At 67.8% G+C, this 26,855-nt stretch carries 21 protein-coding genes; 18 read left to right on the top strand and 3 right to left on the bottom strand.

Annotated features, from left to right (window positions below; translation table 11 throughout):
- The first annotated feature begins 49 nt into the window (after positions 1 to 49).
- From ligD to ACLJOU_RS25175, 3 genes are all read left to right on the top strand, one after another.
- Positions 50 to 2,071, top strand: a complete 2,022-nt coding sequence (gene ligD / locus ACLJOU_RS25185) for a DNA ligase D (RefSeq protein ID WP_410570463.1) — start codon at positions 50 to 52, stop codon at positions 2,069 to 2,071.
- A gap of 762 nt (positions 2,072 to 2,833) precedes the next feature.
- Positions 2,834 to 3,238 (top strand): histone-like nucleoid-structuring protein Lsr2, encoded by a 405-nt coding sequence (locus ACLJOU_RS25180; protein WP_410570461.1) that lies wholly within the window; start codon positions 2,834 to 2,836, stop codon positions 3,236 to 3,238.
- 4 nt (positions 3,239 to 3,242) lie between these two features.
- A complete protein-coding gene (locus ACLJOU_RS25175) occupies positions 3,243 to 3,419 on the top strand; it encodes a hypothetical protein (RefSeq protein ID WP_410570459.1) in 177 nt (58 codons plus the stop codon).
- Positions 3,420 to 3,696: 277 nt separating this feature from the next.
- Here ACLJOU_RS25175 and ACLJOU_RS25170 read toward each other — a convergent pair whose 3' ends face one another.
- Positions 3,697 to 4,266, bottom strand: a complete 570-nt coding sequence (locus tag ACLJOU_RS25170) for a GNAT family N-acetyltransferase (protein WP_410570458.1) — start codon at positions 4,264 to 4,266, stop codon at positions 3,697 to 3,699.
- The gene (locus ACLJOU_RS25165) at positions 4,263 to 5,738 is read right to left on the bottom strand and encodes a helix-turn-helix domain-containing protein (protein ID WP_410570456.1); all 1,476 of its coding nucleotides are present in this window, start codon (positions 5,736 to 5,738) and stop codon (positions 4,263 to 4,265) included. Before ACLJOU_RS25165 ends, ACLJOU_RS25170 begins: the two co-directional genes overlap by 4 nt.
- 310 nt (positions 5,739 to 6,048) lie before the next feature.
- Between ACLJOU_RS25165 and ACLJOU_RS25160 the strand changes: the two genes are divergently transcribed.
- The 5 genes from ACLJOU_RS25160 to ACLJOU_RS25140 all read left to right on the top strand — a co-directional run bounded on the left by ACLJOU_RS25160 (position 6,049) and on the right by ACLJOU_RS25140 (position 13,416).
- Positions 6,049 to 7,278 carry a helix-turn-helix domain-containing protein gene (locus tag ACLJOU_RS25160; protein WP_410570454.1) on the top strand — a complete coding sequence of 410 codons (1,230 nt, stop codon included), beginning with the start codon at positions 6,049 to 6,051 and terminating at the stop codon, positions 7,276 to 7,278.
- A 46-nt stretch (positions 7,279 to 7,324) separates the two neighbouring features.
- Complete coding sequence (locus tag ACLJOU_RS25155; RefSeq protein WP_410570452.1) at positions 7,325 to 7,693, top strand: hypothetical protein; 369 nt, start codon at positions 7,325 to 7,327, stop codon at positions 7,691 to 7,693.
- 180 nt (positions 7,694 to 7,873) lie between these two features.
- Positions 7,874 to 8,824, top strand: a complete 951-nt coding sequence (locus ACLJOU_RS25150) for a S1 family peptidase (RefSeq protein WP_410570450.1) — start codon at positions 7,874 to 7,876, stop codon at positions 8,822 to 8,824.
- Positions 8,825 to 10,153: 1,329 nt separating this feature from the next.
- Positions 10,154 to 10,756, top strand: coding sequence for a hypothetical protein (locus ACLJOU_RS25145; RefSeq protein ID WP_410570448.1), 603 nt, complete (start codon positions 10,154 to 10,156; stop codon positions 10,754 to 10,756).
- The gene (locus tag ACLJOU_RS25140; RefSeq protein ID WP_410570446.1) at positions 10,753 to 13,416 is read left to right on the top strand and encodes a helix-turn-helix transcriptional regulator; all 2,664 of its coding nucleotides are present in this window, start codon (positions 10,753 to 10,755) and stop codon (positions 13,414 to 13,416) included. Before ACLJOU_RS25145 ends, ACLJOU_RS25140 begins: the two co-directional genes overlap by 4 nt.
- Here ACLJOU_RS25140 and ACLJOU_RS25135 read toward each other — a convergent pair.
- A complete protein-coding gene (locus ACLJOU_RS25135) occupies positions 13,391 to 14,662 on the bottom strand; it encodes a cytochrome P450 family protein (RefSeq protein ID WP_410570445.1) in 1,272 nt (423 codons plus the stop codon). The genes ACLJOU_RS25140 and ACLJOU_RS25135 overlap by 26 nt on opposite strands.
- 1,761 nt (positions 14,663 to 16,423) lie before the next feature.
- Between ACLJOU_RS25135 and ACLJOU_RS25130 the strand changes: the two genes are divergently transcribed.
- The 10 genes from ACLJOU_RS25130 (at position 16,424) to ACLJOU_RS25085 (ending at position 26,826) form a co-directional block, all read left to right on the top strand.
- A complete protein-coding gene (locus tag ACLJOU_RS25130; protein WP_410570443.1) occupies positions 16,424 to 17,710 on the top strand; it encodes an ATP-binding protein in 1,287 nt (428 codons plus the stop codon).
- A complete protein-coding gene (locus tag ACLJOU_RS25125) occupies positions 17,707 to 18,105 on the top strand; it encodes a roadblock/LC7 domain-containing protein (RefSeq protein WP_410570442.1) in 399 nt (132 codons plus the stop codon). The genes ACLJOU_RS25130 and ACLJOU_RS25125 overlap by 4 nt, the downstream gene beginning before the upstream one ends.
- A complete protein-coding gene (locus ACLJOU_RS25120; protein ID WP_410570440.1) occupies positions 18,105 to 18,458 on the top strand; it encodes a DUF742 domain-containing protein in 354 nt (117 codons plus the stop codon). Before ACLJOU_RS25125 ends, ACLJOU_RS25120 begins: the two co-directional genes overlap by 1 nt.
- A 52-nt stretch (positions 18,459 to 18,510) precedes the next feature.
- Positions 18,511 to 19,044, top strand: coding sequence for a GTP-binding protein (locus ACLJOU_RS25115; RefSeq protein WP_410570757.1), 534 nt, complete (start codon positions 18,511 to 18,513; stop codon positions 19,042 to 19,044).
- Positions 19,044 to 20,279: a cytochrome P450 gene (locus tag ACLJOU_RS25110; RefSeq protein WP_410570439.1), complete on the top strand. Its 1,236-nt coding sequence runs from the start codon at positions 19,044 to 19,046 to the stop codon at positions 20,277 to 20,279. Before ACLJOU_RS25115 ends, ACLJOU_RS25110 begins: the two co-directional genes overlap by 1 nt.
- A gap of 161 nt (positions 20,280 to 20,440) precedes the next feature.
- Positions 20,441 to 21,214, top strand: coding sequence for a trypsin-like serine protease (locus ACLJOU_RS25105; protein ID WP_410570437.1), 774 nt, complete (start codon positions 20,441 to 20,443; stop codon positions 21,212 to 21,214).
- A gap of 222 nt (positions 21,215 to 21,436) precedes the next feature.
- Positions 21,437 to 22,183, top strand: coding sequence for a hypothetical protein (locus tag ACLJOU_RS25100; protein ID WP_410570436.1), 747 nt, complete (start codon positions 21,437 to 21,439; stop codon positions 22,181 to 22,183).
- A gap of 409 nt (positions 22,184 to 22,592) precedes the next feature.
- The gene (locus tag ACLJOU_RS25095; protein ID WP_410570435.1) at positions 22,593 to 23,477 is read left to right on the top strand and encodes an SAM-dependent methyltransferase; all 885 of its coding nucleotides are present in this window, start codon (positions 22,593 to 22,595) and stop codon (positions 23,475 to 23,477) included.
- Positions 23,474 to 25,549, top strand: coding sequence for an ATP-binding protein (locus tag ACLJOU_RS25090; protein ID WP_410570433.1), 2,076 nt, complete (start codon positions 23,474 to 23,476; stop codon positions 25,547 to 25,549). Before ACLJOU_RS25095 ends, ACLJOU_RS25090 begins: the two co-directional genes overlap by 4 nt.
- Positions 25,546 to 26,826 (top strand): hypothetical protein, encoded by a 1,281-nt coding sequence (locus ACLJOU_RS25085; protein ID WP_410570432.1) that lies wholly within the window; start codon positions 25,546 to 25,548, stop codon positions 26,824 to 26,826. The genes ACLJOU_RS25090 and ACLJOU_RS25085 overlap by 4 nt, the downstream gene beginning before the upstream one ends.
- The last annotated feature ends 29 nt before the right edge of the window (positions 26,827 to 26,855 follow it).

Genomic DNA, 26,855 nt, shown 5'->3' with positions numbered 1-26,855 from the left:
GAGCGGGAGCGGTCGCGCACGGTCCGAGGTCCCGGCATGGGTCGAGCCGATGCTGGCGCTGAGCGACGGCGGCCGGCTGCGAACGGGTCCCGAGTGGGCCTTCGAATGGAAGTACGACGGCTATCGCGCCTGCATGCGAATTGCGCCCGACGGCACGACGGTGCTGACCAGTCGTAACAACCGCGACACCTTCACCGAGGAGTTCGCCGAGCTGACCGGCGTGCTCGGCCCGGCGCTCGAGGGCCGAGCCGCGGTCCTGGACGGGGAGATCGTCGCCTACGACGCCAACGGGCGGATCGACTTCGGCCTGCTGCAGCGCAGCCGCGGCCGCGACGCCCGCGGCCGCCGCAGTGCTGCGCGCCGCCGCGGCGATCCGGTCGCCGAGGCCGATGTCCGGTTCGTTGCCTTCGATCTGCTGCAGCTGGAGGCCAAGTCGCTGCTGCACCTGTCCTACGATCAGCGCCGGGCGCAGCTGCTGGAGCTGCAGATGCCCGACCCGTACCGGGTCGGGGTGGCCCGCGCGTTCACATGGGTGGAGCTGGACGCCGACCACACCAGCCCGGTGCAGCTGCTGCAGCTGGCCGAGGCCGCCGGTTACGAAGGGCTCGTCGCGAAGCGCCGCGACGCCCCGTACACGCCGGGGAAGCGGACCGATGCGTTCCTCAAGCACCCCATCGTGCACACCACGGAGGTGATCGTGTGCGGGTACCGGCCGGGCAAAAGCCGGCTCAGCGGCGTGATGGGCGGCCTGGTGCTCGGCGCGCACACCCCGGACGGCGACCTGGTGTACGTCGGAGACGTGGGAACCGGCTTCAGTGAAGCCCAGCGAGACCAGCTGCAGGCACGGTTGGACCAGCTGACCCGCGATCGGCAGCCGTTCACCGTCGCGCCACCGCGCGCGGACGTCAAGGACGTGATCTGGGTGGACCCAATCCTGGTCGGCGACGTCGTCTACCGCCAGTTCACCAGCGGCGGACGGCTGCGCCACACGGCGTGGCGAGGGCTACGCCCCGACCGCGATCCGGAGGAAATCACCGTCCCGTCCGCTTCGCTCGAGGCCGCGACCGCCGGCGGAGCGGGTGACGCCTCGGCGCCCCGCACTGCGACGCTTGCCGACGACCCGCCCACGGCTTCCGAGGACGAGCTCGGGCCGACGATCACGGTGCAAGCCGGCGAGCGCCAGCTCACGCTGTCCAGCCTGGACAAGCCACTGTACCCGGGGAACCGGTTCACCAAGGGCGAAGTGATCAACTACTACTCGCGGATCGCGCCCGTGCTGCTGCCCCACCTGACCGGGCGGCCGGTGACGTTCGTCCGTTACCCCGACGGCGTCGAGCACGAGAAGTTCTTCCAGAAGGACGTCCCCGCCGGCGCGCCCGCCTGGTTGCCGACCGTCGCGCTACCCCGTACCGGCGCTCGCTCAGACCGCGGGACCGGCACGATCACCTACGTCCTGATCGAGGAGCTGGCCGCGCTCGTGTGGGCGGCGAACATCGCCGCACTTGAACTCCACGTACCGCAGTGGCGCATCCAGCCGGGGCCGCCGGTGGCGCGGGCCGCGCCGGACCGGCTGGTGTTCGACCTCGACCCTGGCCCCGGCACGTCGGTCGTGGAGTGCTGCCGCGTCGCCGAGCGACTGCAGGACATCCTCGTCGACGACGGCCTGGCCCCTCACGCCAAGACCTCGGGTTCGAAGGGGCTGCAGGTCTACTGCGGCATCAGCACCGACGACGCCGCAGCACCATCCGCCTACGCCAAGAAGCTCGCTCAGCGCCTCGCTCGCGAAACCCCCGACCGCGTCACCGCCCTGATGGCGAAGGACCGGCGGACCGGCAAGGTGTTCATCGACTGGAGCCAGAACCACCCGAACAAGACCACGATCGCACCGTACTCCCTACGTGGCCTCCCGATTCCCACCGTGTCCACCCCCGTCACGTGGGCCGAAGTCCGGTCATGCCGGAAGGTCGAGCAACTAGTCTTCCGCGCCGAGGACGTCCTCGACCGAGTCGACGAATGTGGTGACTTGTTCGCCGAACTCGCCGTCGAGATCGCCGCGCTACCGCCAAGCTGATCACAGCAGTCCACGCCCACGGCCCGCGACGCAGAGAAGCATCACTGAAACTGCGTCATCGAGAGTCGACACATCACGGTCAGCAAATTGGTCGCCGGATCCATCGGTTAGTAATCGCATGGACACAGTCGCGCCCAGCTACCCTCGCTCCATCTCAGTGACCCCAAAATCCCACCGCCGCTAGCGTGTTCATGCTCAACGCAGCTCAGCCTTCGACTCCGCTCCGATTCAGCCTGCAATCCACGCGGAAGCAGACCGCCGCAGCGCGACACTCCCTCGCCCAGCACTTCCGGTTCCCGGCCCCGGTTCCCGGCCCCGGTTCCCGGCCCCGGCCTGACCACCGACGGTGCCCACATGCCCACGCGAGACCGGCAACGAGCCAACCGACAGACCGGGCACCCCGCCTCCCCCGACACGCCACAGCGAATCCTGCGCCGATGCAAGAACTGGGATGCTCACGACGACCCAGCAGGGCGAGCCAGCGCACAGAACGCCACGACACAACGCCGCGACCCGGTTCCCACATCACGTCGCGCCCAGGAACCTCGCCGCACCAACGGATCTTCCCGGTTGAGGTAGCTCGCTCACACCGAAATCCGTCGGGCGGTACCATCACAGAAGCACCCATGCGCGGGCATTCAATGGCACGCCGCATGGATAATTGCCACAATACTGGGCCGAAGCTATGCTCGACAGCAGATCCAGATCCACATCGCACATCACGCGCCTACGCTCAGCGCACTCAAGTACTGGAGATTTTATATGGCACAGAAGGTTTCTGTCGAAACGCTGGACGACATCGACGGTAGCCCGGCCAGCCACACGGTTCCGTTCGCACTCGATGGCGTCAGCTACGAGATCGACCTGTCCGACGACAACGCCGCCGCTCTGCGCGAGGAACTCGCGCAGTTCATCGCCGCAGCGCGCAGGGTTGGTGGCCGCAAGGTGCGTGTGGCGACCGGCCAGTCGACCACTGCCAGCTCGACGGACCGCGAGCGGTCGCGGGCGATCCGCGCCTGGGCCGGCGAAAACGGCTACGAGGTGTCCGAGCGGGGACGCTTGTCCTCTCAGATTGTGAGTGCCTACGACGAAGCGCAGCAGGTCGCCGCACCGGTCACGGCTCGCAAGCGGGCACCGCGCAAGAAGGTCGCCGCCGCGAAGAAGTAGCACGGTGCCGATCGTCGATGTCCAGGGCTTGCTGAGAGAGATCAGACTGAGCAACTACGGCAAGACGGGCGCTGAGGTCGCGCTCGACTTCCTCGTTCGCCAGTACTCCGCATTGCGGCGCTCTGGCTCCGCTACCAGTTCGGCGCCGGTCGTCCAAGCCGGCGCCGAACTGGGGACGTAACCCCCGGCGTCGCCAAACGGCCTCACTGCGGAATTCGACCGAATCTGCTGACACCAAGGACGCCGTGCTCCCGGATGGACTGATGACGCATGCGTCCGCCACTCTGGGTAACCACCGGTGGCGCGCTTCCCCGACCAGCACCGGATCGACCCAGCGGTCGCCGACGACGTCCTCCCGTGGCGGCGCGACCGCGTTCGCGGTCTGAGCCCCCAGCGCTCAGAGATCCGCAATTGCGGGGATGATCTTGGGGGCTTGTTCCCGCGCTGCCGCGTTTGAGTCAAGCCGCGTCGCGCAGCGGCTTGATCATCACGTCGAATATCGGCGCGCCCGGGAGCGGATTGGACTTCTGGGCCACGCGGCGCCATCCCCACGCGCGGTAGGCGTGCTGCGCCGCTTCGGCCTCGGGCAGCACGGTCAGCGTGGCTCGTTCTTCCGGCCGCCCGTCGAGAAGGCGATCATGCAGCCGTGTGGCGATGCCGCGCCGACGCCACGATCGGGACACCAGCAGTTCGACGAGAGCGAAGGTACGGCCGGGCCGCTCGGTCACCAGATCGGTGTCGACCGGCGTTGTCACGGTCCTCCACCACGGGGTATCCGGCTGCAGCGTCACCCCGAAGGCGTATCCGACAACGTCGCCGTCGACGCTGGCGATCACGAGATCGAAGCCTGGGGCTCGGCGCTGCGCGGCGAAGCGTTCGGCGAACAACTCGGCGTGCTCCTTGCCCCAGAAGTACGGCGGTTCGGCGTACACGCTCGAGTAGATGGCGGTAAGCGTCGGCGTCAGTTGCGGCGCACGGTCGCCGGCTCGGTAGATCTGGACGGGTGTGTCGCTGGATGAAGCTGTCACGGCATCCCTCTCGAAGCGGCTGGCTGCACGTAGGCAGTCAGAGCATCGACGAACTCGGAGACCTCCGCAACGGAGCTGTAGTCCTTGTTCAGCGGTCGGGCCAGGCCGGTCAGCCACTTCGTCACGACGCTGGACCGCACTTCCCCGGCTTGCGCCAGCGCGAGGAGCCCGATCCTGGCTGCTTCGGCTGGCTCGTCCTGAGCGAGTCGGGTTCGACCGAGGCGAAGGTCGTCCAGAATGCGGCTGCGCAGGTAACTCTTGCTGCGGGCCTGGATCGTGTTGGCGACGTGCTGCTCGGCGCGATCGGCGTAGGCGGCTGACAGTGCTCGCCGTGGTTCGGCGAGGGCGAGTTCGGTGAAGGCGTTGGCTGCCAGACATTCCACCTCCGCCCGCGTGAGGTAGTGCACCCAGTCCGGCCGGTCCGGCGGGGCCGCGTCGAACGTTTCGATGCAGGCGTCCACTGCACGCCGTGCTGATGACGCTTCCGCCGGTCCGAGCTGCGCGCACGCCCGCGCCTCGAGGCCGAACAGCTCTGCGCGCACGAGCGCGTTCCCGTTGCGCGGCATGGTCGCGGCCGCGGTCCGCACGAGCGACAGGCTCTCGTCGTACCACCCCAGTGCGGTGGACATCTGCGTCATGTCGCCGATGATCTTGGCTCCGAGGTCGGCGGCGTCCGCATGCCGGCACGCATCGAGGGCGAGCAGGTAGTACCGCTGGGCGAGTCCGTAGGCGCCGGTGTCATAGGTCATCCAGCCGGCCAGCTGCGCCAGCTCGGCCACCACCTGCAGCAGCCGTCGTTGCGACGTGGGCGACCCGTCCTGGCTCGCCGCCTCGGCGACGGCGATCAACTGGCCTACCACCGCTTTGCGATGCAGGCCGCCGTGTCCGGAGGAATCCCACCGGCGAAAGAAGACCACCGTCTCCTCCAGACCGGCCATTTCATGGTCGCCCAGCCGGTCGGTGTGCACCTGCACGAGCGGCAACGACGCTGTCCACCGGCGAACATGCTGGACGAGCTGCTCGCCCGCGAGCAGCGACAGCCCTACCAGAACCGACCGCCTGGTCGTCATGTCCCTCGCCGCGAACGCCTCGATCGTGCGCACCGTGTCGGCGGGCGAGCCGTCGAAGTGGAACTCGCCAGCCGGTGCTTCCAGGTTTACGTCGGGCGACGGCAGGCTGTCAACGACGACGTCCGGTGCCTGCTGAGTAGTTGTTTGCTGACGTTCGCGTGCGTGCTGATACTCGCGCAGCTCATGAGCGAAGCGGTCCCGCACATCGTCGCCAACCTGCTGCAAGAGCGTGTCGAGCAGCGCCCGCGAATCGGGGGCCAGTCTGGCGGTTTCGCGGCTCGCCGCCCATCTCTCCACTGTGCTGGGTGCGACCCCCAATTTGGCGGCGAAATCCCGCTGCGTCAAACGCATGGCAGCCCGCAGGATTTCCGACTCGGAGCCTGTCCAACGCATCTGAGCCATGTTCGTCCCCGTTAGATCACTGATTGGTAACGACGCGCGGTGGCACGGTGAGGGTACCGCAGGGGCAGCAAGTCGTTCCCATGCGCGTCCTCGTCCACGAAACTAACCCCCGCCACTCGATCGAGGTCATCTGGCCGTCACGACTCGCCGAAAGGAGCACACTCCGTTGCCACCCGCCAATCGATTGAGGTACCGGCAGCGGTGCGTCACCGCGCCACTATCGCCCACAGTCGCAGGCAGGTCGCTACGCTGTCGTAAGGCCGCGGGCGCTGCCCGGCTGAACACTCACGAACGGCGACTCGAGGTAGCCATGGTGGTCGAGCCGACATCTGAGGACATCGGGAAGAACCTCCTCGCCTTCCGCCATCGACGGGGTCTCAGCCAGGACCAGGTCGGCAGCGCCGCAGGAATATCGCGAACCTACGTCAGTCACCTCGAGAGCGGACGGCGGAGTTTCGAGAAGCGCGGCTTGCTCGAACGTCTTGCCCAGGCGCTCAGCTGCAGCGTCACCGATCTCACGGGACAGCCGTACCCAGCAGGTACCAAAGACACAGCCGAAGCGCGCGCTGCCATCCCCCCGATCTCGCGCGCGCTCGCCGAAGCGACGCTCGACGACGTCCCCGACTTCTCCGCCCGCCCGATCGACCAGCTCGTGAAACTGACTCGCGTCGCGAACGCGGCATCGGCGAACTCGGACTACACGGTCGCCGGCCATGAGCTCGCGCAGTTGCTGGTCGAGTTGCACGTCCACGCCGTCACCGGTACCGGTGCCACCCCCCGCCGGGCGTTGGCGGCCCTCACCGAGGCCTGCGTCGTGGCGCTGGGCACCGCAAGGAACTTCGGCCACCTCGATCTCGCGATCACCGTCGGCGAGCGAGCGCGCGAGGCCGCGGCCAGGCTGGAAAGCCCGGTGCTCGGCGGATTCTCGACTATGTCGCATGCCATCGTTCTCGGCCGGATCGGTGCCCACCACCGAGCTGAACGCGTCACCCACACGGCCTTGGCCGACCTCGGCGCCGTCGACCCTGACGCCGAGGACACCGCACCTGCCGAGGCCGCCGGGATGCTGCACCTCGCCCGTGCGCAGCTCGCCGCCAAGCAGCAGAATCCAGACGCCGACGCGGCGATGACTCACATTGCCGAAGCATCCGCCCTCGCCGCCCGCACCGGGGAACGGCGAACACTGCACTACGACTTCGGGCCGGCCAACACGCAGGCCTGGAAACTGTCCCTTGCCGTCGAACTCGGCCGAGGGCCCGAAATGGCCGAACGCATCACCCGCCGTTCCCATTACGAAGCTGGTCTTGTCTCGGCCGACCGGCTCGCTGCACTGCACTTCGACTTGGCCCGCGCGTTCTCCCAGGCAGGCGGGAAACGCGACGACAAAGCCCTCTGGCACCTGGACAGAGCAGACCAGACCGCGCCCCAGCGCATACGCCACGACCCCGTCGCACGAGAAGTCCTCAATGCGCTCGATCGCCGCGCGCAGCATCGCGAGTGGCGTCTGAAGAGCCTCAAGAACCGAATTCCGGCAGGGTGACAGTTAGTCACCTTTTGCCGATCGTTAGTTGCTAACCTCACCCGCCATGAGCGAAGGGACGAGGCGAGCACGGATTGCCATCCGTTACTACCGCGGCGACCGCCTGCGGCACGTCTATTTCGCCAACGACTTAGCAGGAACCTCATGGGGCTTGTTGCGCCCAGTGTGCTTCGAGCCGCTTCTCCGCAAACCCACGCATCCCTCCGACATGGTCGACTCCGAACAATTCCGCGAACTTGGCAACGGGTTCAGTCGGTGCATCGTCTGCGCCTTCTGGCTCGGCGGCCACCCGCACGAAATCCTCGTCAGCGGCGACATCGTGCGTATCCACGACATGCTGCCACCGCGAACAGAAGCTGACTGTCGGACGCCGGTAGACGCGGCTGTTCCGACTGTTGCTCCGTTGGCAGCGTGACGCCTCCGGCCCGCGCGCATTCCGACACGTTGCCCGCGCGGGCCGGAGGTTCCATTTATGAACTTCCCTCATCTCTGTCATAGATCTCGAATTTTCCGGAGATGCAGGGTAAGGCGCTGCCTGTAGCCAACCGGGCAGTGAGCACACAAGAAATCCAATTCGATCGAAGGAACGAGTTTCTTGCACCGTTTCAGCAGAAGGGCCGGGACGGTCGCGGCGGCGTCAGCTGCCGCGATCGGTCTCGCCCTCACCGGAGTCTCCGCCTCGGCAGCGGCCGCGCCGCCGCCCCCCACCGGAGGCCCGGTACAGCCGAACATCGTCGGAGGACACGCGCCCTCCCTGCAGTACCCGGCCGGTGCGTTCGCCGCGCTCATCTACGACGCCCCCACACACGGGATCAAGAACCACTTCACCTGTGGCGCGGCACAGCGCAACGGCCGCTTCCTCGAGATCGCCGCGCACTGCGTGACCGACCCTCCGGCCAGCCTCAGCATCGAGGCCAAGGCCCGGCTGATGCGGTTCTACGGGGTAGACGCCACGAGCGCGGCGATCCCGACCGCCGACAAGGAGTTCTCGGTCAGGGTCGGTTCGCCCGACCGGACCGCCGGCGGAACCGTGGTCCGGGCGTCGGTCTTCTACGTGCACCCCGGCTGGAGCTGGGGTCAGGGCCCGGAGAGCGACGACATCGCGCTGCTCGAGACCGACGAGTACCTCAACAGCTACCCGCTGCCGATCGCGCCCCGGAAGCCTCGGCCCGGCGAGACCGTCTACAGCATCGGCTGGGGTGGCACCGAGCCGATCTTCAACGGCCAGCTGCCGACGCAGATCATGGAACTCAAGCGCAAGGTCGCCCCCGCCAAGAACTGCGTCGACGCGGGCATCACCACCCGTGACATCTGCCTCGACAACCCCGGGGGCCGCAACGGCTACTGCAACGGCGACTCCGGCGGGCCGGCGGTCGTCGAGCAAGACGGGGTCCTCTACAACGCCGGGCCGACCAGCCGCGGCGGCTCCGCGATCTGCGGTGCGACCCCCGACGTCAACACATCCGCGGCGGAGTTCGAGCGGGAACTGAACGACGCCATGCGTGGCAACCCGGCCGGCCGGGTCCACGGCACGCCGATCCGATAGCTGGACCGCAACGCGGTCTAGAGCAGAAATTTAGTACCAGCGGTAGCTGCTCTCTCATGGGGTCGTTAAAGTCGCTGCTTCGGGACGTTCGCCCGGCGCGGAATCTAAGGTGTGCAGCAACTCCTCTTTTTTGTGAACTTTTCGAGAGGATGTCGCCTGCGGCAGCGTGAGAATATGAAGGGGCCGCCTGCTTCAGGGATTCCCAGGCGGCCCCTTTGCTAACTGCTTCGGACGTTCGATGAGGCGCACTGGAGACTGCCAAAGCGAAACGGGGCCTCAGCGCTCCCGGTCAGGCAGTCCCGTCAAGAGGCTGACCGGGAGGGTTCCGTAGGAGTGGAGACGTCCGAGTCTTCGACCTCGACCTGCGACGAACTCGCCGGTAACCACGACCGCTCAGATCACTGAACGGTAACGACGCGGCGGGGCACGGCGGGGGCGCCGCGGGGGCAGCCGGACATTCCCACGCGTGCCGAGGCTCACGACAATTGAACCCGTCACCCGGCATTGCATGACGTCATCCGATCGCGAGGAGCGCACACCGTTGATGGCATTCGGCGAGTTGGACGACGTTGCGAAGACACGTCGCTGGCCCAGTGGCCTCTCTCGCCGTTCGGTGTGCCAGCGGCTCGGCCATGCTCCCATCTTCATTGGCTTGTTAGTCGCCGGCGCTGCGATCGCCGCGCGCAGATCACGCGGTGCGGTTAGTCGACCGCTGAGCGAGCGCCGGCGTTGGTGGCCATGCCGAGTGACCATTCGGCGGTTTACCTGGCATGCGCGCAGCGGGCGACGCGCATTCGCTGCGATGCGGTTGACGCCGCCGATGCCCAGCCGTGGACAAGTTGCCGGCACTGCGCCTCCGCACCACACCTCGACGAGATTCGGCGCCGGAGGCTCTCAATGACGCCGAACGTCCCCGCTGCCGGCTCGTCTCGATCTCGGGTCAACCGTCCGGACGGATGCGACGAGCTGCGCGCCAGGTCAGCAGGTCGACTTGGCGTCCACCCTGCCGACGATCCACCGCTTCCCCAGGTAGCACAGACCTTCGCCGACGCACCGACCCAACCCTTCGTGGCGGGCACCGTACGAAACCGGCAGCGATCGGTTCCCAGCCAGCGAACTCCGCGGACTGCGGGTGCGCATCGCCGTGCCGCCGTGGCAATGACACGACCAGGCCGGTTGGTGATACCCGGCAGTTCGTCCACAACGGCGGCGTTCGGAACTGACGACACATCTGGCCTGAATACGTGGGGCGCAGACCGTCCTGGCACGGCGGCGTGGCACTACACCGTGCCGCGACACGAGCGCTCAAGCAAGCTAGCGGATCTCCTGATGACGGCCCTGTTCAGCCAGGACAGCTTCCGCCCGGCCGTGCGCGACAACGACCGGATCGCCTACGTCATCTCGTGCATGATGCTCGTTGACTGGTACTTCGATCGGCGCATCGATATCGGCAAGGACGGAACGATCCGTGCACGCGGCCGTTTCAGCGCCGACGACCTGAACAACGACATCGACATCACAAACTTCGCGCGGTGCCCTCGCCCAGCGGCGGCGTGGCTCGGCTACCTCGCCCCACACCACCGCTCCATCACCGTCGTGTGGCAGCGACTGGTCAACGCCGGCGTTGCCGCGCCCGAAGAAAGAGGGCGACTGCGGCGGCGACCCCATCGGGCGCTGCGCCAGGTGCTGGCCAGCGCGTGGGCACGTGAGTACCTGAGTCATAACGTCACGGCCACCGGCGCTTCGATGCCCGCGGTCGCGCTCTGGAACGGCGTACGCGCCCTCGGTCTCGACGCTCGAGCGCTGGAGATGCAGGAACCCGACGTGCTGCGGCAGCTGGACGCCACGCCCCTGTCGTCCGACCTTCAACCGCTCTTCGATGCCCTCGGCGGCCGCGGGCGGCGACGTGCGCCCCGGAGGGGCCATCCATGACCACCGGCAACAGCGATCCACAGCGAGGCGACCACAGCGCGCAAGGCCTTCCTGCGTCGTCGATACCCGCAGAGCTGAACTCGTTCGTCGGCCGCGGCGGGCTGCTGGAGCGCGGCCGGACGTTGTTGCGCAACCCCGGCACCCGGCTGGTGACGTTGACCGGCTTCGGCGGCGTCGGCAAGACCAGAATGCTGCTGCGGATAGCCAGCAAACTGGAAGAGGAACGCGGGTACCGGAACGGCGTCGTCGTAGCCAGCCTCATCGACGTGCACGAAGGCACAGACCAGCTGTACACCGCCATCGCTGACGCGCTCGACATCCAGCGAACCACCTCAACACCGACTCTGGACCGATTGTGCGACTTCCTCCGCGACCGCCAGTTGCTGCTGCTGCTGGATAACTGCGAACACCTCGTCGGCGACACGCCCGGCAACGGTCCGGTGCCGGACCTGCTGAACTCGCTACTGCGACGCGCCCCCGGACTGCAGGTCATGGCGACCAGCCGGGTGCGGCTCGGGGTGCAGGGCGAGCGACTACTGCCGGTTCCTCCGCTGTGCGTCGGCGGTGAGGACCCCTGCAACTGCGTCCCCGAACCGACCGCGTACCTGCTGCACTTCAGCGGCGGCGACACACCGCACGCGCAGTGGGAGCTGGGTACGGAGCAGGAGGGCACCGGCTTCGTCGGCGAGCACCACCTCCGACCCACCCACGGCACAGCCGCGGGTGCCGAGCCCGCCGAAGAGGTTGCCGGGTGGGTGGCCGAGGTCCTCGGCGTCACCGACGTCGCGCTCGAGTACGTCGGCGACCGTGGCCACTGGTCGGTCACGATCACCGGCCACGATCGAGTACACGACGCCTTCCGGCTACTGATCGACCGTGCAGCCGAGCTGGGGGTCACGATCAGCGGTCGCGACTACCCCGTGGCGGCGCAGCTGTGCCGACGGCTCGACGGCATACCCCTGGCCATCGAACTCGCGGCTGGCCGGCTGGACGTGCAGACGCTGCAGGAACTGCTCGACCGCGCCGAGGCCGAGGACATTCTGCCAGTGCTGGTGGATGGAACCTCCGAACAGCAGCAGCATCGCACGATGGTCGGCAACATCGACCGCTCCTACGAACTGCTCAACGACACCGAACAGCTCGTGTTCGCCCTGCTGTCGGTCTTCCGGGCCGCCTTCGACCTCGACGCTGCCGTCGACGTCCTGTCGCGTTTCCACGTGGACCCGGCAGCCGTGGACACCGCGATCGTCCGCCTGGTCCGGAGATCGCTGCTCGTGGCCGAGAGCCAAAACGGCCGCACGCGGTACCGGATGCTGGAGACGATCCGCGAGTACGGGCGCCAACGCGCTGCGGCGGCCGGCGACGATGACCGGCTGCGCCAGGGCCACGCCTCCTACTTCGAGCACCTGGCGACCCGCGCGAGCCAGGAATGGTTTGGGCCGCACGAGATCGAATGGATGCGGCGACTCAACGACCATCAGCTCGACCTGACCGCCAGCCAGGAACGGCTCCTCTCCGACCCCCAAACCGCGGCGCGCGGACTCGAACTGGCGATCCATGAGGGCCAATCCCGCGCGCTCGTCTTCGGCGGCCGGCTTAACGAGTTTCGACGTATGCTCGTTGCCGGCCTGAACCGGCACCCTGCCGCTCCGTCCGCCAACCAGGTAGGAGCTCTGTCCCAGGCGGTGTGGGTCACGGTGATCCAGGGCAAGCATGACCTCGCCCAGCCGCTGCTCGAGCAAGCTGAGGTCGCGGCCAGTGCGCTCGGAATCGCCGACGCGTTCGCCCCGCTCGACGTCGCGCGGGGAACTTGGCTGTGGCTCGTCGAGCCGGACCGTGACCGAGCGCGCGAGTCGTTGGTGCTGTTTCGGAGAGCAGCTGAGTCCTTTCGGGCCGCGGGCGCGCGGGGCCCTGAGTGGATGGTTCGCCTGTTCCTTGTCATGTCCGCGGCGTTCCTGCGCCGCCTCGACGTTGCCCGGGCCGAAAGCAAGGCCCTGTTGGCCGACGCCGAGGCAGCCGGAGCCAAGTGGTGCATCTCCTGGGCTCTGTGGTCGTGCGCGCTCATCGAACTGCTCGACGACAACCCCCGGCGGGCCGCCACGTTGGCCCAGAAGGCTCTACGGCTGCAGCGTGCGATCGGCGACGCATGGGGACCGGCGTGGAGCCTGTGGCTGATCGCGTTGATCGCCGCGCAACTCGGCGAGTACAAGACGGCCGCGCAGGTACTCGGCGGTGCCGGAGCCCGCCAAGAATCGACCCAGGCCAGCGTGTCTGGGCTCCTGCCGTTCCTGCGCCGGCAGCGCCAAACCGAGGCTGTCGGACGCCACGAACTCGGCGAGGAGGCGTGGGACCGTTACGTAGCGGCCGGGCAGAAGCTCTCCAAGAAGAAGATGCACGCCCTGGCGCTGGAGCCGCTGGTCGCACCAGCGCCGGAGTCGCTTCCCTGCGGTGTCACCGACCGCGAATTCCAAATCGCCCGCTTCGTCGCTCAAGGATGGGAGAACGCGGCAATAGGCAGACATCTGTCGATCACGCCCCGGACCGTGAGCAAGCATATCGAGAACCTCAATCGCAAGCTGGACACCACAAGCCGGGCCGGGATCGCCGCGTGGTACCTCACCCTGGATGCTGATGCTACGGGCGCCCAGGACTCGCCGTGAGCTCGTCCGCGTCGTCCACGACTGCTGCTGAGCCCAGAATCACGAGCAGGTCTGCGAGGCTGTTCGGGATGATCGCGGGTTGTCGGCGGACCAGCTCTGCCTTGTCGACGGCCATGCGAGCAGCTGGGAACCGTCGGGTCAACGTGCCAAGAGCGATCTCGGTTTCCTGGAAGGCCAGATGGACACCTAGGCAGTGGTGGATGCCGTGGCCGAACGCGAGATTCGGCTCCTTCCGGAAGATGTCGATCTGGTCGGCATGGCCGAATTGACGCTCGTCGCGGTTGGCGCTCAGCAGGGATACCAGCACGATCTCGCCTGCGGGGATCGTCGTCCCGCCGATGGTGACGGGCTCTGTCGTGTACCGGTGCGTCGCGGTAGCCACGGCACTGTCGTACCGGCTGAACTCCTTGATCACGCCGGGCAACAGTTCCGGCCGCTGCCCCACCTCGCGCCACAGGTACCCGTTGTCGGTCAGCAGACCGGCGAGGCTGTTGCCGATGAGCGCGGTCGTTGTCTCGTGTCCAGCGACGAACAGCAGGAACAGCGTGCCCAGCAGCTCCTCCATGCTGAGGCGATCTTCGTCCGCGGTCTCCTGCACAAGTGCCGAGAGAAGGTCGTCACCCGGGTTGGCGTGGGCTGTGTTGATCAGCTCGATGAGGTACGTCTGCATGTTGAGGGAGGCGGCCTTGGCGCGGTCGGGCAGATCCTCCATCAGGGCGTATGTCCACGCCCGCAGCGCCCCTCGTTTCTCTTCCGGCACACCGATCAGCTCGCAGATCACGTACAGCGGCAGCGGGAAGGCCATGCCGGAGATCAAGTCCTCCGGGCGCCCAAGGGCAAGGTCGTCAACCAGTTTGGCGGTCATTTTTTCGATCCGCGGCTTCAGACGGTCGATGCGCCCTCGGGTGAAGTGTTTCGCGAGCACGCGACGCAGACGGGTGTGGTCCGGGGGATCCAAGAAGACCATGTGGCGGGCGGTGAACATGGCGCTGAGCTCGGGTTCTTTGCCGTCCACGGTGAGGTGCTTGTTCAGGATCTTGATCAGCCCGGCGCCGTCCTTGGACAACCGTGGGTCGCTGAGTGCGTCGCGCGCCTCGCTGTAGCGCGCGATGACCCAGACCGGGATTTCCTGCTCTCCCCACGGAACGATCGCGTGATGTACAGCGCCTCGCTCCCGTAGGGCGGCCGCCACGGCGTGCGCGTGGTTCCACCAGTCGCGTCCGAAAAACGCGATCTCCATCGTCATCGGTGCCTTTCTTCTACGAGACGTGTGCGCTCGCGCGAATTGCACGCGTCGCATGAGTGTGTCGGGGCGAGGGAGAGAGCCCGGGCCGCCGGCGACACGTGCGCTGCCCGTCGTCGCGGCCGGGTAGAGGCTCTCACGGTTCTCCTCCCCGGTTGATAGCGGCAGCGGGATGTCTGGCGGTCGCGCCGCCATCCACGGTGGGTTTGAGCGGCGCATGCTGCGTCGCCAGTGCGCAGGGGTTGCGCACCCACTCAGAATTAGTGATATTCGCATCGAGCGCCATTGGGAGAACCGCGTATCGGAAGCCGCCCAGACCGCGTACTGCTTTCCGGTGCCGCGTAGTCGTACTCACGTTCACACCGCAGACGTTGCACCTGCACTTCGGCCGCCGCGACGGACGTGGCTGCTGCAGGGACGTGCTGGACAGGCGACGCTGGCGCCGTGACCTGCAAACACGTTGACGATGTAGCGGCCAAGCCCGCGACTACGTCGTAGGCAGGTTCCGTACTACGTCATACCGCGTAGCCCATTCGCGGGAGCCGAAAGAAGGCGCGCATAAATTGCGTTGACCGTGTTGACACGGGAGTCCCCTGGTCTATTGTCTTCTGGGTCGACAAGCCCGAAGCGAACCTTCAGTTCGTCGACGACTGCACGTTCAAGTCTGAAGCAGAACTTCCCCGGCGCTCAGCCCGAATCCATCGCGGCTGGGAAACACCGCGAGTCCGGGGATCGCGCATACCGAGCTCGACCTGTCCTCGGCCCAGCGCGCCGCAACCTGCCCCGTGATCCACTTGACTTCACGATCTTCTCTTTCGACGAAGGACGTCATGACATCCGCCCACGAACCCGGCCTCCCTGCGACCGCCGCCGCTACCGGCACCGCGCGGTCGCGACAGGATGCGAGTTCCGGCAGGCGGTCACCGCAGCGGGACCGATCGACGGTCGGAATGACGTCCGCCGGCGCCGATGCGGACGTTCTCGGGATGCCCGTCGCGTGGCCCGCACCCGCGCGTCCGGCGGACGTGGTCCCCCTCCGCCGGATCAGGGCTCCTCGCTGTCCGGTCACGCCCCCGACCGGACAGGAGGTGGGGTGGTACTCCCTCGGCAGCCCGGGCCCGGCCGCCGCTCGGCTGCGCCACCCCACCTCCCTTCCCGCTGCCGCCTCGGTACTGGCCGGTGTCGGCGCCGCGCCGGAATCTGCCCACGCAGCGAGGCCGACCGGCAATCGGGCCCGATTCTCACGGCCACCTTCTGCCGGCCCGTCGGTCTCACCGCTCCCCCAGGAGCTCATACGTGCGCTTCGTTCGACGCTGGACGTCCGCGCCGACCGCGACGACGTCCCGGCTGGACGCCGCGGTCAAGGCCGCGGCGTCACCTGCCCGGCGTCCGAACCGACACTCCCCGTGCGGTGCGATCGGATCGGTGTAGCCCAGTCCGGGCGCCGCAGCCGCACTCAGCCTCCGGCGCGCTTGCCCGTGCAGGCTCGCAGCGACGCTGCACGCCGCCGGTCTCGCGTCGATCTGCGATACCACCGCCCGCAGCACGGCGCATCAAACCTGAACGCAGCCCGGTTCTCAGTACGACCAGTTACGTCGCGCGCGACCGGCGCCGCCTCCGCCCCTAACGAGTCGCCCCCCGCGCCGCCCGGACACCGACATAGGTATGCGTACCAACAGGTTCGCTTCATCACGAACTCTCGGGACTAGATCAATCATGACTCACAAGACACCCGTCGGGCTCCGGGCAGTCGGTCTCACTGCCGTGGCCAGCGCGGCCGATGCGCTGGCCGCCGCTGCCAGGCGCGCCAGTACCAGCAGGGATCGACACCAAGCGCACGACCAGGAACGAGACGAGCTGCTACGCAAACTTCAGCAGCTCGTCCACAACCGCAACGTGGCGTTGCAGACAGTCACCGACCAGCTCGGCGCACTCACCCGCGGCGAGCAGCCCGCCCCATGGCTCGAGGCGACCGGCGACGAAGTCGTCGACACTGCTGCCGCGGCTGTGTCGCGGCTCGTTGCCCAGCTGCAGGATCGTGAGGCGGGCATCGTTAGCGCCTTCGTGTCGCTCGCGCAACGCTGGCAAACCGAAGCACAGAAGATCGAGGACCTGGCCCTCAAGATCCTGAAACGGCATGAAGACGACGCGGATGCCCTTGAGGACTACTTCAGCATCAGCCACGCCGCCGCCACGCAAGCACGGGCCGCGCAATCTCTGGTCGTGCTGGCCGACAAACGCACAGCTCGGCAGTTTCCGGAGCCGCAGCCGCTGGACAAGGTCGTCCAGCACGCCTCCGCGTACATCGTCGACTACGAGCGTGTCCAGGTGGAGGGCAATCCGGGCGTTGCGGTGATCAGCGTCCTGGCCGAGCAGCTAATTCACCTGGTCGCCGAGCTTCTGGCCAACGCTACACGGGAATCACCGCCCAGCACGCTGGTCACCGTTACCTTCGACAAGGTCGACGTCGGATGGGCGATCACCGTCCATGACGATGGGCCTGGCCTGGGCGATCGGCTGCAGTGGGCGCAGGACCGCGTGTCCGGACAACAACGGGTCGGGTTGCACGAGCTGGGCGCAATTCCCGAGACCGGCCTTGCCGTGGTTGGGGTGTACTGCCAAAAGCACAAGTTCCGCGTGCATCTCGACAGCACGGCGAACGGCGGCGTCCGCGCAGTCATCACGGTTCCCCATCACCTGCTCGTTCCGGTCGCCCCCAATCCGGAAGTCCCAGTACCACTGGCGCCTCGAGAGCCGCCACCCACGACGGGGCCGCCGGAGCCAGCCAGCCCAGGTAAGCACCGCGACCCCCTCCCCGGGGTGATTCCCACCGGCGGAACAACCCCCGGCGGGCTACCGATCCGAGTCCCACAAGGGCCTACGCAGGGCAATCCGCCGAACACGCCGTCGGCGCCGCTGCCTGCGTCGCCACCCGACCCGGTAGCCGAAGGCGACTTGATGAAGGCGGTCGTGCGGGGCTCGCTCACTGACCCCGCAACCACCACGACCAGCGATGCCCTTACCACGACCGACGGGGAGGAAGAGCGATGACGTCCGATGAGGACCGTTGGATGCTGGCGGAGCTGATGCGAATCCCCGGCGTGCGCTTTTGCCTGGTGTTTGCCGTCGACGGCATCCTCATGTCCAAAACCGCCGGCATCGACACGGACAGCGCTCAGCGGATCGCCGCGGCCTGCTCGGGTCAGCTTTCGCTCGCGATCGCCGTGAACAAGGAAGTTGGCTTCCAAGGCCCGTTCTTGCAGAACTTCTCCCGATGGTCCGACGGCTACGTGTTCGTACGCCGCGCCGCCGACAAGACGTCCCTGGCCGTGGTGACGTCCGGGACCGCCGACCCCAGCCTCATCGCCCACGCGATGGCGGAGCGGATCCAGCGGATCGGCGAGCCGGCCTTGAGCACCCCCGGCCGCACCCCCGCCGGCGCCTGATGTCCCCGACCGACGACGGGTATCGGCCGGGCCCGGTCAAGGCCTACGTGCTCACCGGCGGACGCACCCGTCCGAAGGCCACCCTGCCGGCGGAAACCCTCATCATCGCGCTCGGAGACAAACCTATGCCTGCGCGAACGAGCAGGCAGCAGCGGGATCTGCTGAGGCTGTGCCGCGGACAGCTGGGCCTCGCCGAGGTCGCCGCCCACCTCAAGCTGCCGATGAGCGTCGTGCGGATCCTAGCCTCGGACTTGATCGACGCAGGCTTGCTCGGCGTCCGGGTCCCCAGCCGGAACACCCGACCGGAACTCGAACTGATGGAGCAGGTCCTTGCCGGACTCCGCAAGCTGTGACCGCACCGACATCGCGTACGTGCCCGACACGGTGACTCAATCGGCGAAGCTGATGATCGTCGGGGCCTACGGCGTCGGCAAGACCACCCTGATCGGGACAGTCAGCGAAAGCCGGCCGCTGCACACCGAAGAGCCGATCACCGACGCCAGTGCGGGAGTCGACTCGCTCGACGGTGTCCCCGACAAGATGACCACAACCGTCGCCCTGGACTTCGGCCGGATCACCCTCGACACCACCGTGCTGTTCCTGTTCGGCGCACCGGGGCAACAGCGGTTCTGGTCCGTGTGGGACGACCTGGCCGAAGGTGCCATCGGCGCTCTGGTCCTGATCGACCTGCGCCGCATCGAGGACAGCTTCGCCGTCCTCGACCAGCTCGATACCAGCCAGCTTCCCTACATCATCGCCGTCAACCACTTCCCCGGCACGCGGGACTACGCCGACGACGAGGTACGCCAGGCGCTCGCCCTGCCCGACGCAGTGGTGGTGCGCTGCGACGCCCGCGATCACCGCTCCTCCGTCGACGCGCTGATCGCCCTGGTTACCCATGCCCTGACCTGTCACGACTCCGCGGAGGTCCGACTCTGATGACCACGCCCAAGACCGGCTGCCCCCTCGAGAAGCTCACCGACCTGACCCCGCTGTCGGCGACCACGACCTGCGCCGACCCGGCGGCCGCCTACCAGCGGCTGCGGACGGACTGGGGAGGACCGGTCGCGGCGGTCGAACTGGAGCCCGGGGTTCCGGCATGGCTGGTGATGGGCTACCGCGAGCTCCGTGCCGTCGTGCGCAACGAACAGCACTATTCCCGCAACTCGAAGAACTGGCGGCTGCTCGCCGAGGGCCACATCGGAGCGGGTTCGGGGCTGGCACCGATCATGTCCCCACGCGACAACGCCTACTTCTCCGACGGCGCCACGCACCGCAGATTGCGTGGCCCGCTCGTCGACGGGCTGGCCGGGCTCAGCGAGCATCGTATGGCCCGCGACGTCGGCGAGACCTGCGACCTGCTGATCGACCGGCTGCCCGCCGACGGGCCGATCGACCTGGTCGCGCAGTACGCCGCGCAGGTTCCGATGCTCACCGTCGCCGGACTGTTCGGCATCGCCCCCGACCTCGGGGACCGGCTCCAGGCTTGCGTGATCGCCCTGTTCGGCTCCGGCGAGGACTCCGCGGAACGCTTCCGCGAGATGGAAACCATCCTCACTGGCGTCATCAACGAACACCGCACGGCGCCGGCGGAGGACCTCACTACCGCCTTCCTGAACCATCCCGGCCATCGTGACGACGGTGAAGTCCTGGCGTCGATGTTGCTGATGCTGGGAGCGGGCTGGGAGACCTTGCAGGTATGGATCGCGCAAACGCTGCGGATCATGCTCACTGATCCCCGCTTCGACGGCAAGGTGCGCGGCGGGCACCTCGGCATCGACGACGCACTCGACGACGTGCTGTGGCGGGACCCGCCGATGGCCAACCAGCCCACCCGCTGGACTCTGACTGACACTGTCGTCGGCGATCAGCGCATCGCCCGCGGCGACGCGCTGATCCTCGGGCTGGCAGCAGCTAACCGCGACTCCTGGGCTGGTGCAGACAAGCGCGTCGACAGTGGCAATCGCGCGCACCTGGCGTTCGGTGTCGGCCCGCATGCCTGCCCCGCTCAGCGCGTCGCCCGCCTCATCGCCCGAACAGCCGTCGAAACCGCCCTGCATCGCCTGCCCGACGCCCGCCTGGCCGTGCCCGCCGCCGAGATTCGGCTGCGTCCCTCGCCCTGGACCCGCGGTCCGGCCGAGCTGCTGATCAACGCAACCCGCACTGTCTGCTAGACACGAACGCTTGCGACCGGCGCCAATCGATACCGACGACTACCCGAAAGCGTTCCCTTTAGATGACTTCCCCTCCAAAAGCCTTTAGTACAGAGGCCCCAGCAAAAGGGCCGTGGCGCGGCTTCCGGGTCCGCGTTGCTGTGGGCAGCGTCTTGGCCTGCGTGGCAGCCGTCAGCACCGGCGACTACGGCGATCCCCTCGTCGCCCGCACGGACCCGGCAAAGGCCGTCATGGCCGCGCAGCCCTTCGTGACTGCAGCTTCCGCTGTGCTGGACATCGACGGGCTGGAAAACACCCGTGTGGGCGGCTGCGGCGCCACGGTCATCACCGTCAACTGGCTGCTCACGGCCGCTCACTGCGTCCTCACACCCTTGCCGCCGCTGGCCCACACCGACGTTCCGCGGCTGGTTGCGCCGGCTCAGGTCCGCGTGAGGATCGGGTCCGCCGACCGGACCTCCGGCGGCACTGTCCGCGCCATCACCCAGATCGACATCGACCCGGAGTTCACGTATCCGGACTACGCTCACGACTTCGCTGCGCTGCGCCTCGATCAGCCCGTAGCCGCCACCTCGGTCGCCGTCCTCGGGGCCGTCCTGCCCGGTACCTCCACTCGCGCTCTGGTGTGGACGACAACCACACTCGCAGACGGCACACACCCGCCTCGTGCTGCAGTGGCCCGCTACGCCCCAGCGGAGATCCTCGACAACGGCCGATGCCCGTTTCTCATCCAAACCGATTACGTCTATTGCTTCGACGCGGCCGCAGGAGCAGGGGGTTTCGGCAGCGGCGGCAGTGGACTGTTTCGTGTTGATAACCCGGCGGCGATCAGTCTTGTCGGAGTGATCTCATCGTCGGGAAACGTTGAGCAGACCACTGGCATTGCCAATCCGGTACTTCTCCACTCCACATGGTTGCGCAAGTTCCTGCCGACATGACCCCGGCTCCGTCCCGTCGATGTGTGACAGCAGCGGGCGATCGGGCATCGCTCACGGCCCCGACGGCGAAGCCGGTCGTCAGCACTCGGCCGACCTGCCACCGGTGCCATCGCTGTTCTCCAACTCGGCTGCGACCGTCCGGCCGGCAGCCCGGCCGCCGCGCCCCGCTGATCGAACTGCTCCTCCCCCACACGTCCCAATAGCCGAAGGATCACAAGAACAGTGCTCCAGTTCGCCCCTGAACCGGCGGTGGCCGCCGGCGCCACCGGCCAAGGCCGTCGCCGATTCAACGCCGACGCCTACGCCATTTACCGATTCCCCCGCAGCAGCGCCGTCGGCACCTTGGGAATCGCGTTGTTCGACGGCATCGGCGACAACGCCGACATCGCCCTGGACGCCGCAATCCTGGCAGCGGCCGCTGTCCGGGTAGCGGCACGCCGCGATGCGCTGCACGGAATGCTCACCGCGACTGAACTGATCGCCGACCGTACAGTCGAAATCCCGCACCACGACGCGGTCGGTCTCGTGGTGACGATCCGCCCCGATCAGCCCGCCGTCGTCGCCTCCGTCGGTGACTGCCGGGCCTACGGGTTCGCCGAGGGGACGCTTACCTGCCACACGGTCGACGCGACCAAGGGAAACCGGTTGCGCGCGCAGGAAGTGCCCGAGGACGTAGCCAGCGGCTATGACCATGTCCCCATCACAACCGTCGCCCGCGCCACGCCCATTACCATCGCGATCCTCGAGATCGTCGAACCCGTCGTGTTGCTCCTCAGCGACGGAGTCTACGGCCGCCTGTCGGCGCAACGAATCGGCGAGATCGTTGCCAGCCACTTCGCCGATCCCGATGTCTGCGTCCAGGCACTGGTCGATGCGGCCGAAGCGGCCGGAGCAGCCGACAACGCGACCGCCGTGGTGGTCCACCGGCCCGGCTTTGTCCCCACCGATTCCACCATCGAAGGACGCTAACCCACGAAGGTCCACGGCCGATTCGACGGCTCCGCGGTCAGCCACCAGTCAACCATTCAAGGAAGGAGGTGCACGGTGCTTCCCGGTGACGACGACACGTTCCTCGGCGACGACAACCCCACCACTCCGATCAAGAAGTAGCACGAACAGGTGACTAGCATCCGGTGCACGGAGCGCGGACCGCGGCGGCAGCGAGAAGTCGCCTACCACGCTCCGTGCACGGGATGTCCCGCCCAGGAGTCCATGGGCAACGGGATCGCCAGCTGGCGTGAGCCCACCACTCTCCCGTCGAAGTGCTACAGCTGCGGACGGGCTACCGGCGATCGGCATCGCTCACCGCCCCGGCAGCGATGCCGGTCGTCAGCATTCCGCGCGCGGGAGCCCACTGATGACAGCCCCAAGGACCACGATGATGACTGCCAGCCGCCCGCCGGCGTTCGGGCCGCAGCCTGCTGCCCTCTGGCGCCCGGCCGGCCAAGACCTCGACCGGCCTGCGAGCTTCCGCGTGCAACAAGCCTTGCTCGGCGACGACGCCCATACCTGGGCGCTGGACCGCATAGTCGCCGAGCGGATCACCGCGGCACTGCGCCGAGCCCCCGCGATGACCGCTACCCACCGGCAGTTCCGGACCCGTGCGATCGAGACCGCACTAGAAGACGGGCTCCGCCAGTTCCTCGACATCGGCGCAGGAATGCCGACCCACCAGCCAGTTCATGAACTGATCGCCGATCACGGCAATGCCCAGGTGGTCTACGTCGACAACGACCCTCTCGCCGTGCTCATGGCACGAGTGATCCTCGATGACGTCACCGGCGGCAACCCACCAGCCCACGTCGGCATCCAGATCGGCGACTTCTTCTATCCCGCAACGATTCTGGACGGCCCGGCGGTTGTGGAGTGGATCGATTTGCGGGAGCCGGTATGTCTGCTGCTCACCGGCCTGCTCGAGTACTGCCCCGCCGGCAGCGACCTCGCCGCCGTCATCGAGTACTACCGGACCCGGCTGACGCCCGGCAGCCTCATCGTCCTGACGCACCCATCCGTTGACGGCCTCGATCTCGAGAATCCGCGGCACGCGCACCTGGCCGCCGACGCCCGCCGAGCTGCTGCCTGCTACGACGCAACCGCCACTCCAATGGTGCTCCGGACCCGCGACGAATTCGAGACGCTCACCGCTGGCCTCGACCTACTTGGTAGCGGCATCAGCGACACCGCGTCCTGGCCGGACCTCGGCGACCCGCGCACGGCCGCAGCGTCACTGTGCCTGGCCGGCATTGGATGCGTGCGGCCATGACCCTCAACGATCACACCTCCGGTGAGCTGCACAGCCCTCGCCAGCTTCCACCGGTGCCGGTGCATTTCATCCGCGGGACCGACGAGCTCGCGCGCCTGGACACGCTGGTCACTGGCCAGGATGGTGAACCGCAAGAGCGGGCAAGCGTGGCGGTCGTGGTCGGCCCCGGCGGGATCGGCAAGACCGCGCTGGCCGTGACGTGGGCCAGCAAGCACGCCCACCGGTTCCCCGATGGGCAGCTCTACGCCGACCTGCGCGGCTTCTCCTCCGACTCTGCCCTCCCCCCGCAGGAGGTACTGGGCCGGTTCCTGCGCGCGCTGGGCGTCGCCCCGGAACAGGTACCGGCCACGCTGGACGAACAGGTCGGGCTGTACCGGACGCTGACGGCCGGGCGCCGGCTGCTGCTCGTGGTGGTGCTGGACAACGCGGTCTCGGCCGACCAGGTCCGGCCGCTTATTCCAACCTCGGCGGGGTGTGTGGTGGTGGTGACCAGCCGGCTGCGGCTGGACGGTCTGGTCGCCGACGGCGCACAGTACGTAGCGGTGCCGCCGCTGACGCAGCCTGACGCGGTCGCGTTGCTGGCCCGGTTGGTCGGTGATGGCCGAGCCGATAGCGAGCGAGCCTCTCTGGAGCAGCTGGCCGAACTGTGCGGCCGATTCCCGGTCACGCTGCGGGTGGCCGCGGCGTGCCTGGCCACCCGCCGCCGGTGGACGGTCTGGCGCCTGGTCGCCCAGCTGCGCCGCGAACAGTCACGGCTCGCAGCCCTCGGACGGCTCTCGGGCGAGGCAGATCCGGTCACGGTCACGTTCGACTGGTCTTACCACGCATTGCCGCCAGACGTGGCCGCGGTGTACCGGCTGTTGGCCGAGATTCCCGGGCCCGAGTTCGGGATCGAGTTGGCGGCCGCGGTGGTGCAGCTGGCCGATCAGGAGATGGACGTAGCGCTGCAAGTCCTGGTCGACGCGAGCCTGCTGGAGGAGGTCGACAACGACCGGTACCGCTTCCACGACCTGGTCCGACTGCACGCACGCGCCCAGCACGACCCACAACGCGACGAGGTTGTTGCTCGGGCTGCCGCGTGGTACCTGCGGCAGATGACCCGGGCCAACCTGGTTATCATCCCGCAGCGCTGGCGGGTCAGTCCCGTCGCTGACCACCTGCGGGACGAGCCGGCGCATTTCGCCTCCGACGGCGCAGCCCTGAACTGGCTGGCCCGGGAGCTGCCGAGCGTGCTGGCCATACTGGAGGAGGCGGTCGCCGACCGGCACGACGAGGTCTCGTGGCAGCTGTGCGAGGCGCTGTGGGAACTGCTGCTGTATCGCAAGCACTACCCAGAATGGCTACGCTCGCACGCCCTTGGGATCACGGCCGCGCGACGCTGCAGCAACCAGGTAGCCGAATCCCGGCTGCGCTATCAACTGGGACGGGCACGCCTGGACCTCGGACAGTGGGACCTTGCCGAGCAGGAGACGCAGGCCGCGGTCGAGCTGGCCTGTGCGGCGAGCGACCGCCGTAACGAATCCGCTGCCCTGCAACAACTCGGCGTGATCGCGCTGGCCCGCGGTGAAACCGACCCGGCGATCGCCCTCATCACTACAAGCCTCGACATCGAGGCGGAACTGGGTATCGACCGCGGCGTAGCCTCGCGGCACCTGCTCATCGGCGACGCGCTCCAGCGCGCCCGCCGCGACGCCGAGGCCAGACACCACCTCCTTATCGCGCTGCGGATGCTCACCGCGATCGAGGATGACAAGGGACAAGCGCGCGCCGCAGTCAGGTTGGCCCAGATCGACGCACGAGCCGGGCGGCACACCCTGGCCGAGCAGCGGCTGACCCAGGCGCGCCGAGTGCTGAGCAGAACCGGATCACGCACCTACGAGTCGGAGGTGCTGATCGCCTCGGCCGCCGTGGCCGAAGAAGCCGGCGACCTTGACAGGGCTCGCAGCCACCTGACCGAAGCAATCAACCTGCTCCAGGAACTTGGCGGGGCTGCGCTGGACCGGGCGCAGGCCGCGCTTCACGCCCTCGACCACGCCGACGAACCCGACACCGAGGGGCTCACAAGTCGATGACCAACGATCGTGGCAGTCGCGAAGTCCGCCGCCTCAACGAACCTTTCATACCGACCGCGGCACACTGCGTTCCCGACGTGCCGGGCCCGCATGTCGACCGCTCCCGCATCGCCGCGTTGATGGGCAAATACTCCACTCGAGCCACTGCATCGGGAACTCCCGAAGGGGCGGAGGCCGACGTCGACCGCCTGCGTCTCGATGCCGTCGCGGTTGCGCTGCGCGGCGGCGGCAGCCTCGACGCCGGGCGCGACCGGACCTTCATGACCGGCCTCGTGACTGAATTCCCGCGACTTCCGCAGCTGGCGATCACGGCGGCCGGCTGGAGTCGCGACGCCGCCCAGGAGATGCTCGACCGCGGGATCCGCGCCTTCCTGGCTCTCGGCATCGACAACGGCGAGCTGCTCACCACCGCTGGCCTGTCCGCCCTGAGCATCTTGTCCGCAGCGGGTGCCCAGGTCGTGGTGATCGAACACGACCAGGACACCCACGGCATTCGCGACTTCGGCGGCCACCCGATGGTGGCTCAACTGCTCGCCAGCGGCGAACCGGTCGGGATTCTGGCGACTGCGGTGCTGCGGCCACGCGACCATGACCTCGCGGCGATCCTGGCTTTGCTTGACGCGGCGCCGCCCGCCAGCCTCCTGGCCCTCACCCAGATCACCACCAACGACCACGATGACTCACCGGAGCGGGCTTGGCTTGCCATGTACTTCGAGCAGGCCGGCATTCCGATCTCGGTCGAACGCCACTGCGTGGTCGAGGAGATGCTGTGCCAACGAATGCGCCTCGGCGTCGGATCCGCCGACACCGAAGATCAGCCGACCCGGAACTGCGACGAGATGACTTCAGGGTTGACGACCGCGCTGCTGGCCAGCCATCACTGGGGCAATCGGGCACCCGGATCACTTGTGGGAAGCGAGAGCGAGCCCCAATATCCCGGCCACACAGGGACATCCGCGCGGCCTCTGTCAGTGGCAGCGTTCATTCGGCATTGCATCGGGTTGCTTCTCGCCGGGTTGGTCGGTCTCTACCTCTGCAGATTCAGCCGGGCTTTCGCCGACGTGCGCTGCCAGTTCCAAGCCAGCACCGGTTGGTGCTCCCCCGCCAGCTTGCACCTCGCACAGTTCCTACCCGCCTACGCCACTGGAGCCGCTCTGCTGATCGGGGGCACCGTCGGAGCTAGGCGGGTGCGAACAAGTCGTAACGTCGCCCCCGTCGTCACTCTGGACTGGCTGATTCTCAGCACCGGCGTGTTCGTGGCCGTGCTGCTCGGCTGAGCATTGCCGACCTGTCCGCGTCGGCTTCC

The organism is Amycolatopsis sp. cmx-4-61, assembly GCF_046548775.1.
GTDB lineage: Bacteria > Actinomycetota > Actinomycetes > Mycobacteriales > Pseudonocardiaceae > Amycolatopsis.
Note: the sequence above shows the minus strand (reverse complement) of the source record. Positions and strands in the feature narration are given on the sequence as shown.

What these genes read in the sequence shown, in the direction of transcription:
- ligD (WP_410570463.1), top strand. Translation starts at nt 50, where the DNA reads ATGCTGGCGCTGAGCGACGGCGGCCGGCTGCGAACGGGTCCCGAGTGG.
- ACLJOU_RS25180 (WP_410570461.1), top strand. Translation starts at nt 2,834, where the DNA reads ATGGCACAGAAGGTTTCTGTCGAAACGCTGGACGACATCGACGGTAGC.
- ACLJOU_RS25165 (WP_410570456.1), bottom strand. Translation starts at nt 5,738, where the DNA reads ATGGCTCAGATGCGTTGGACAGGCTCCGAGTCGGAAATCCTGCGGGCT.
- ACLJOU_RS25160 (WP_410570454.1), top strand. Translation starts at nt 6,049, where the DNA reads ATGGTGGTCGAGCCGACATCTGAGGACATCGGGAAGAACCTCCTCGCC.
- ACLJOU_RS25155 (WP_410570452.1), top strand. Translation starts at nt 7,325, where the DNA reads ATGAGCGAAGGGACGAGGCGAGCACGGATTGCCATCCGTTACTACCGC.
- ACLJOU_RS25145 (WP_410570448.1), top strand. Translation starts at nt 10,154, where the DNA reads ATGACGGCCCTGTTCAGCCAGGACAGCTTCCGCCCGGCCGTGCGCGAC.
- ACLJOU_RS25140 (WP_410570446.1), top strand. Translation starts at nt 10,753, where the DNA reads ATGACCACCGGCAACAGCGATCCACAGCGAGGCGACCACAGCGCGCAA.
- ACLJOU_RS25135 (WP_410570445.1), bottom strand. Translation starts at nt 14,662, where the DNA reads ATGACGATGGAGATCGCGTTTTTCGGACGCGACTGGTGGAACCACGCG.
- ACLJOU_RS25125 (WP_410570442.1), top strand. Translation starts at nt 17,707, where the DNA reads ATGACGTCCGATGAGGACCGTTGGATGCTGGCGGAGCTGATGCGAATC.
- ACLJOU_RS25120 (WP_410570440.1), top strand. Translation starts at nt 18,105, where the DNA reads ATGTCCCCGACCGACGACGGGTATCGGCCGGGCCCGGTCAAGGCCTAC.
- ACLJOU_RS25115 (WP_410570757.1), top strand. Translation starts at nt 18,511, where the DNA reads ATGATCGTCGGGGCCTACGGCGTCGGCAAGACCACCCTGATCGGGACA.
- ACLJOU_RS25110 (WP_410570439.1), top strand. Translation starts at nt 19,044, where the DNA reads ATGACCACGCCCAAGACCGGCTGCCCCCTCGAGAAGCTCACCGACCTG.
- ACLJOU_RS25095 (WP_410570435.1), top strand. Translation starts at nt 22,593, where the DNA reads ATGATGACTGCCAGCCGCCCGCCGGCGTTCGGGCCGCAGCCTGCTGCC.
- ACLJOU_RS25090 (WP_410570433.1), top strand. Translation starts at nt 23,474, where the DNA reads ATGACCCTCAACGATCACACCTCCGGTGAGCTGCACAGCCCTCGCCAG.
- ACLJOU_RS25085 (WP_410570432.1), top strand. Translation starts at nt 25,546, where the DNA reads ATGACCAACGATCGTGGCAGTCGCGAAGTCCGCCGCCTCAACGAACCT.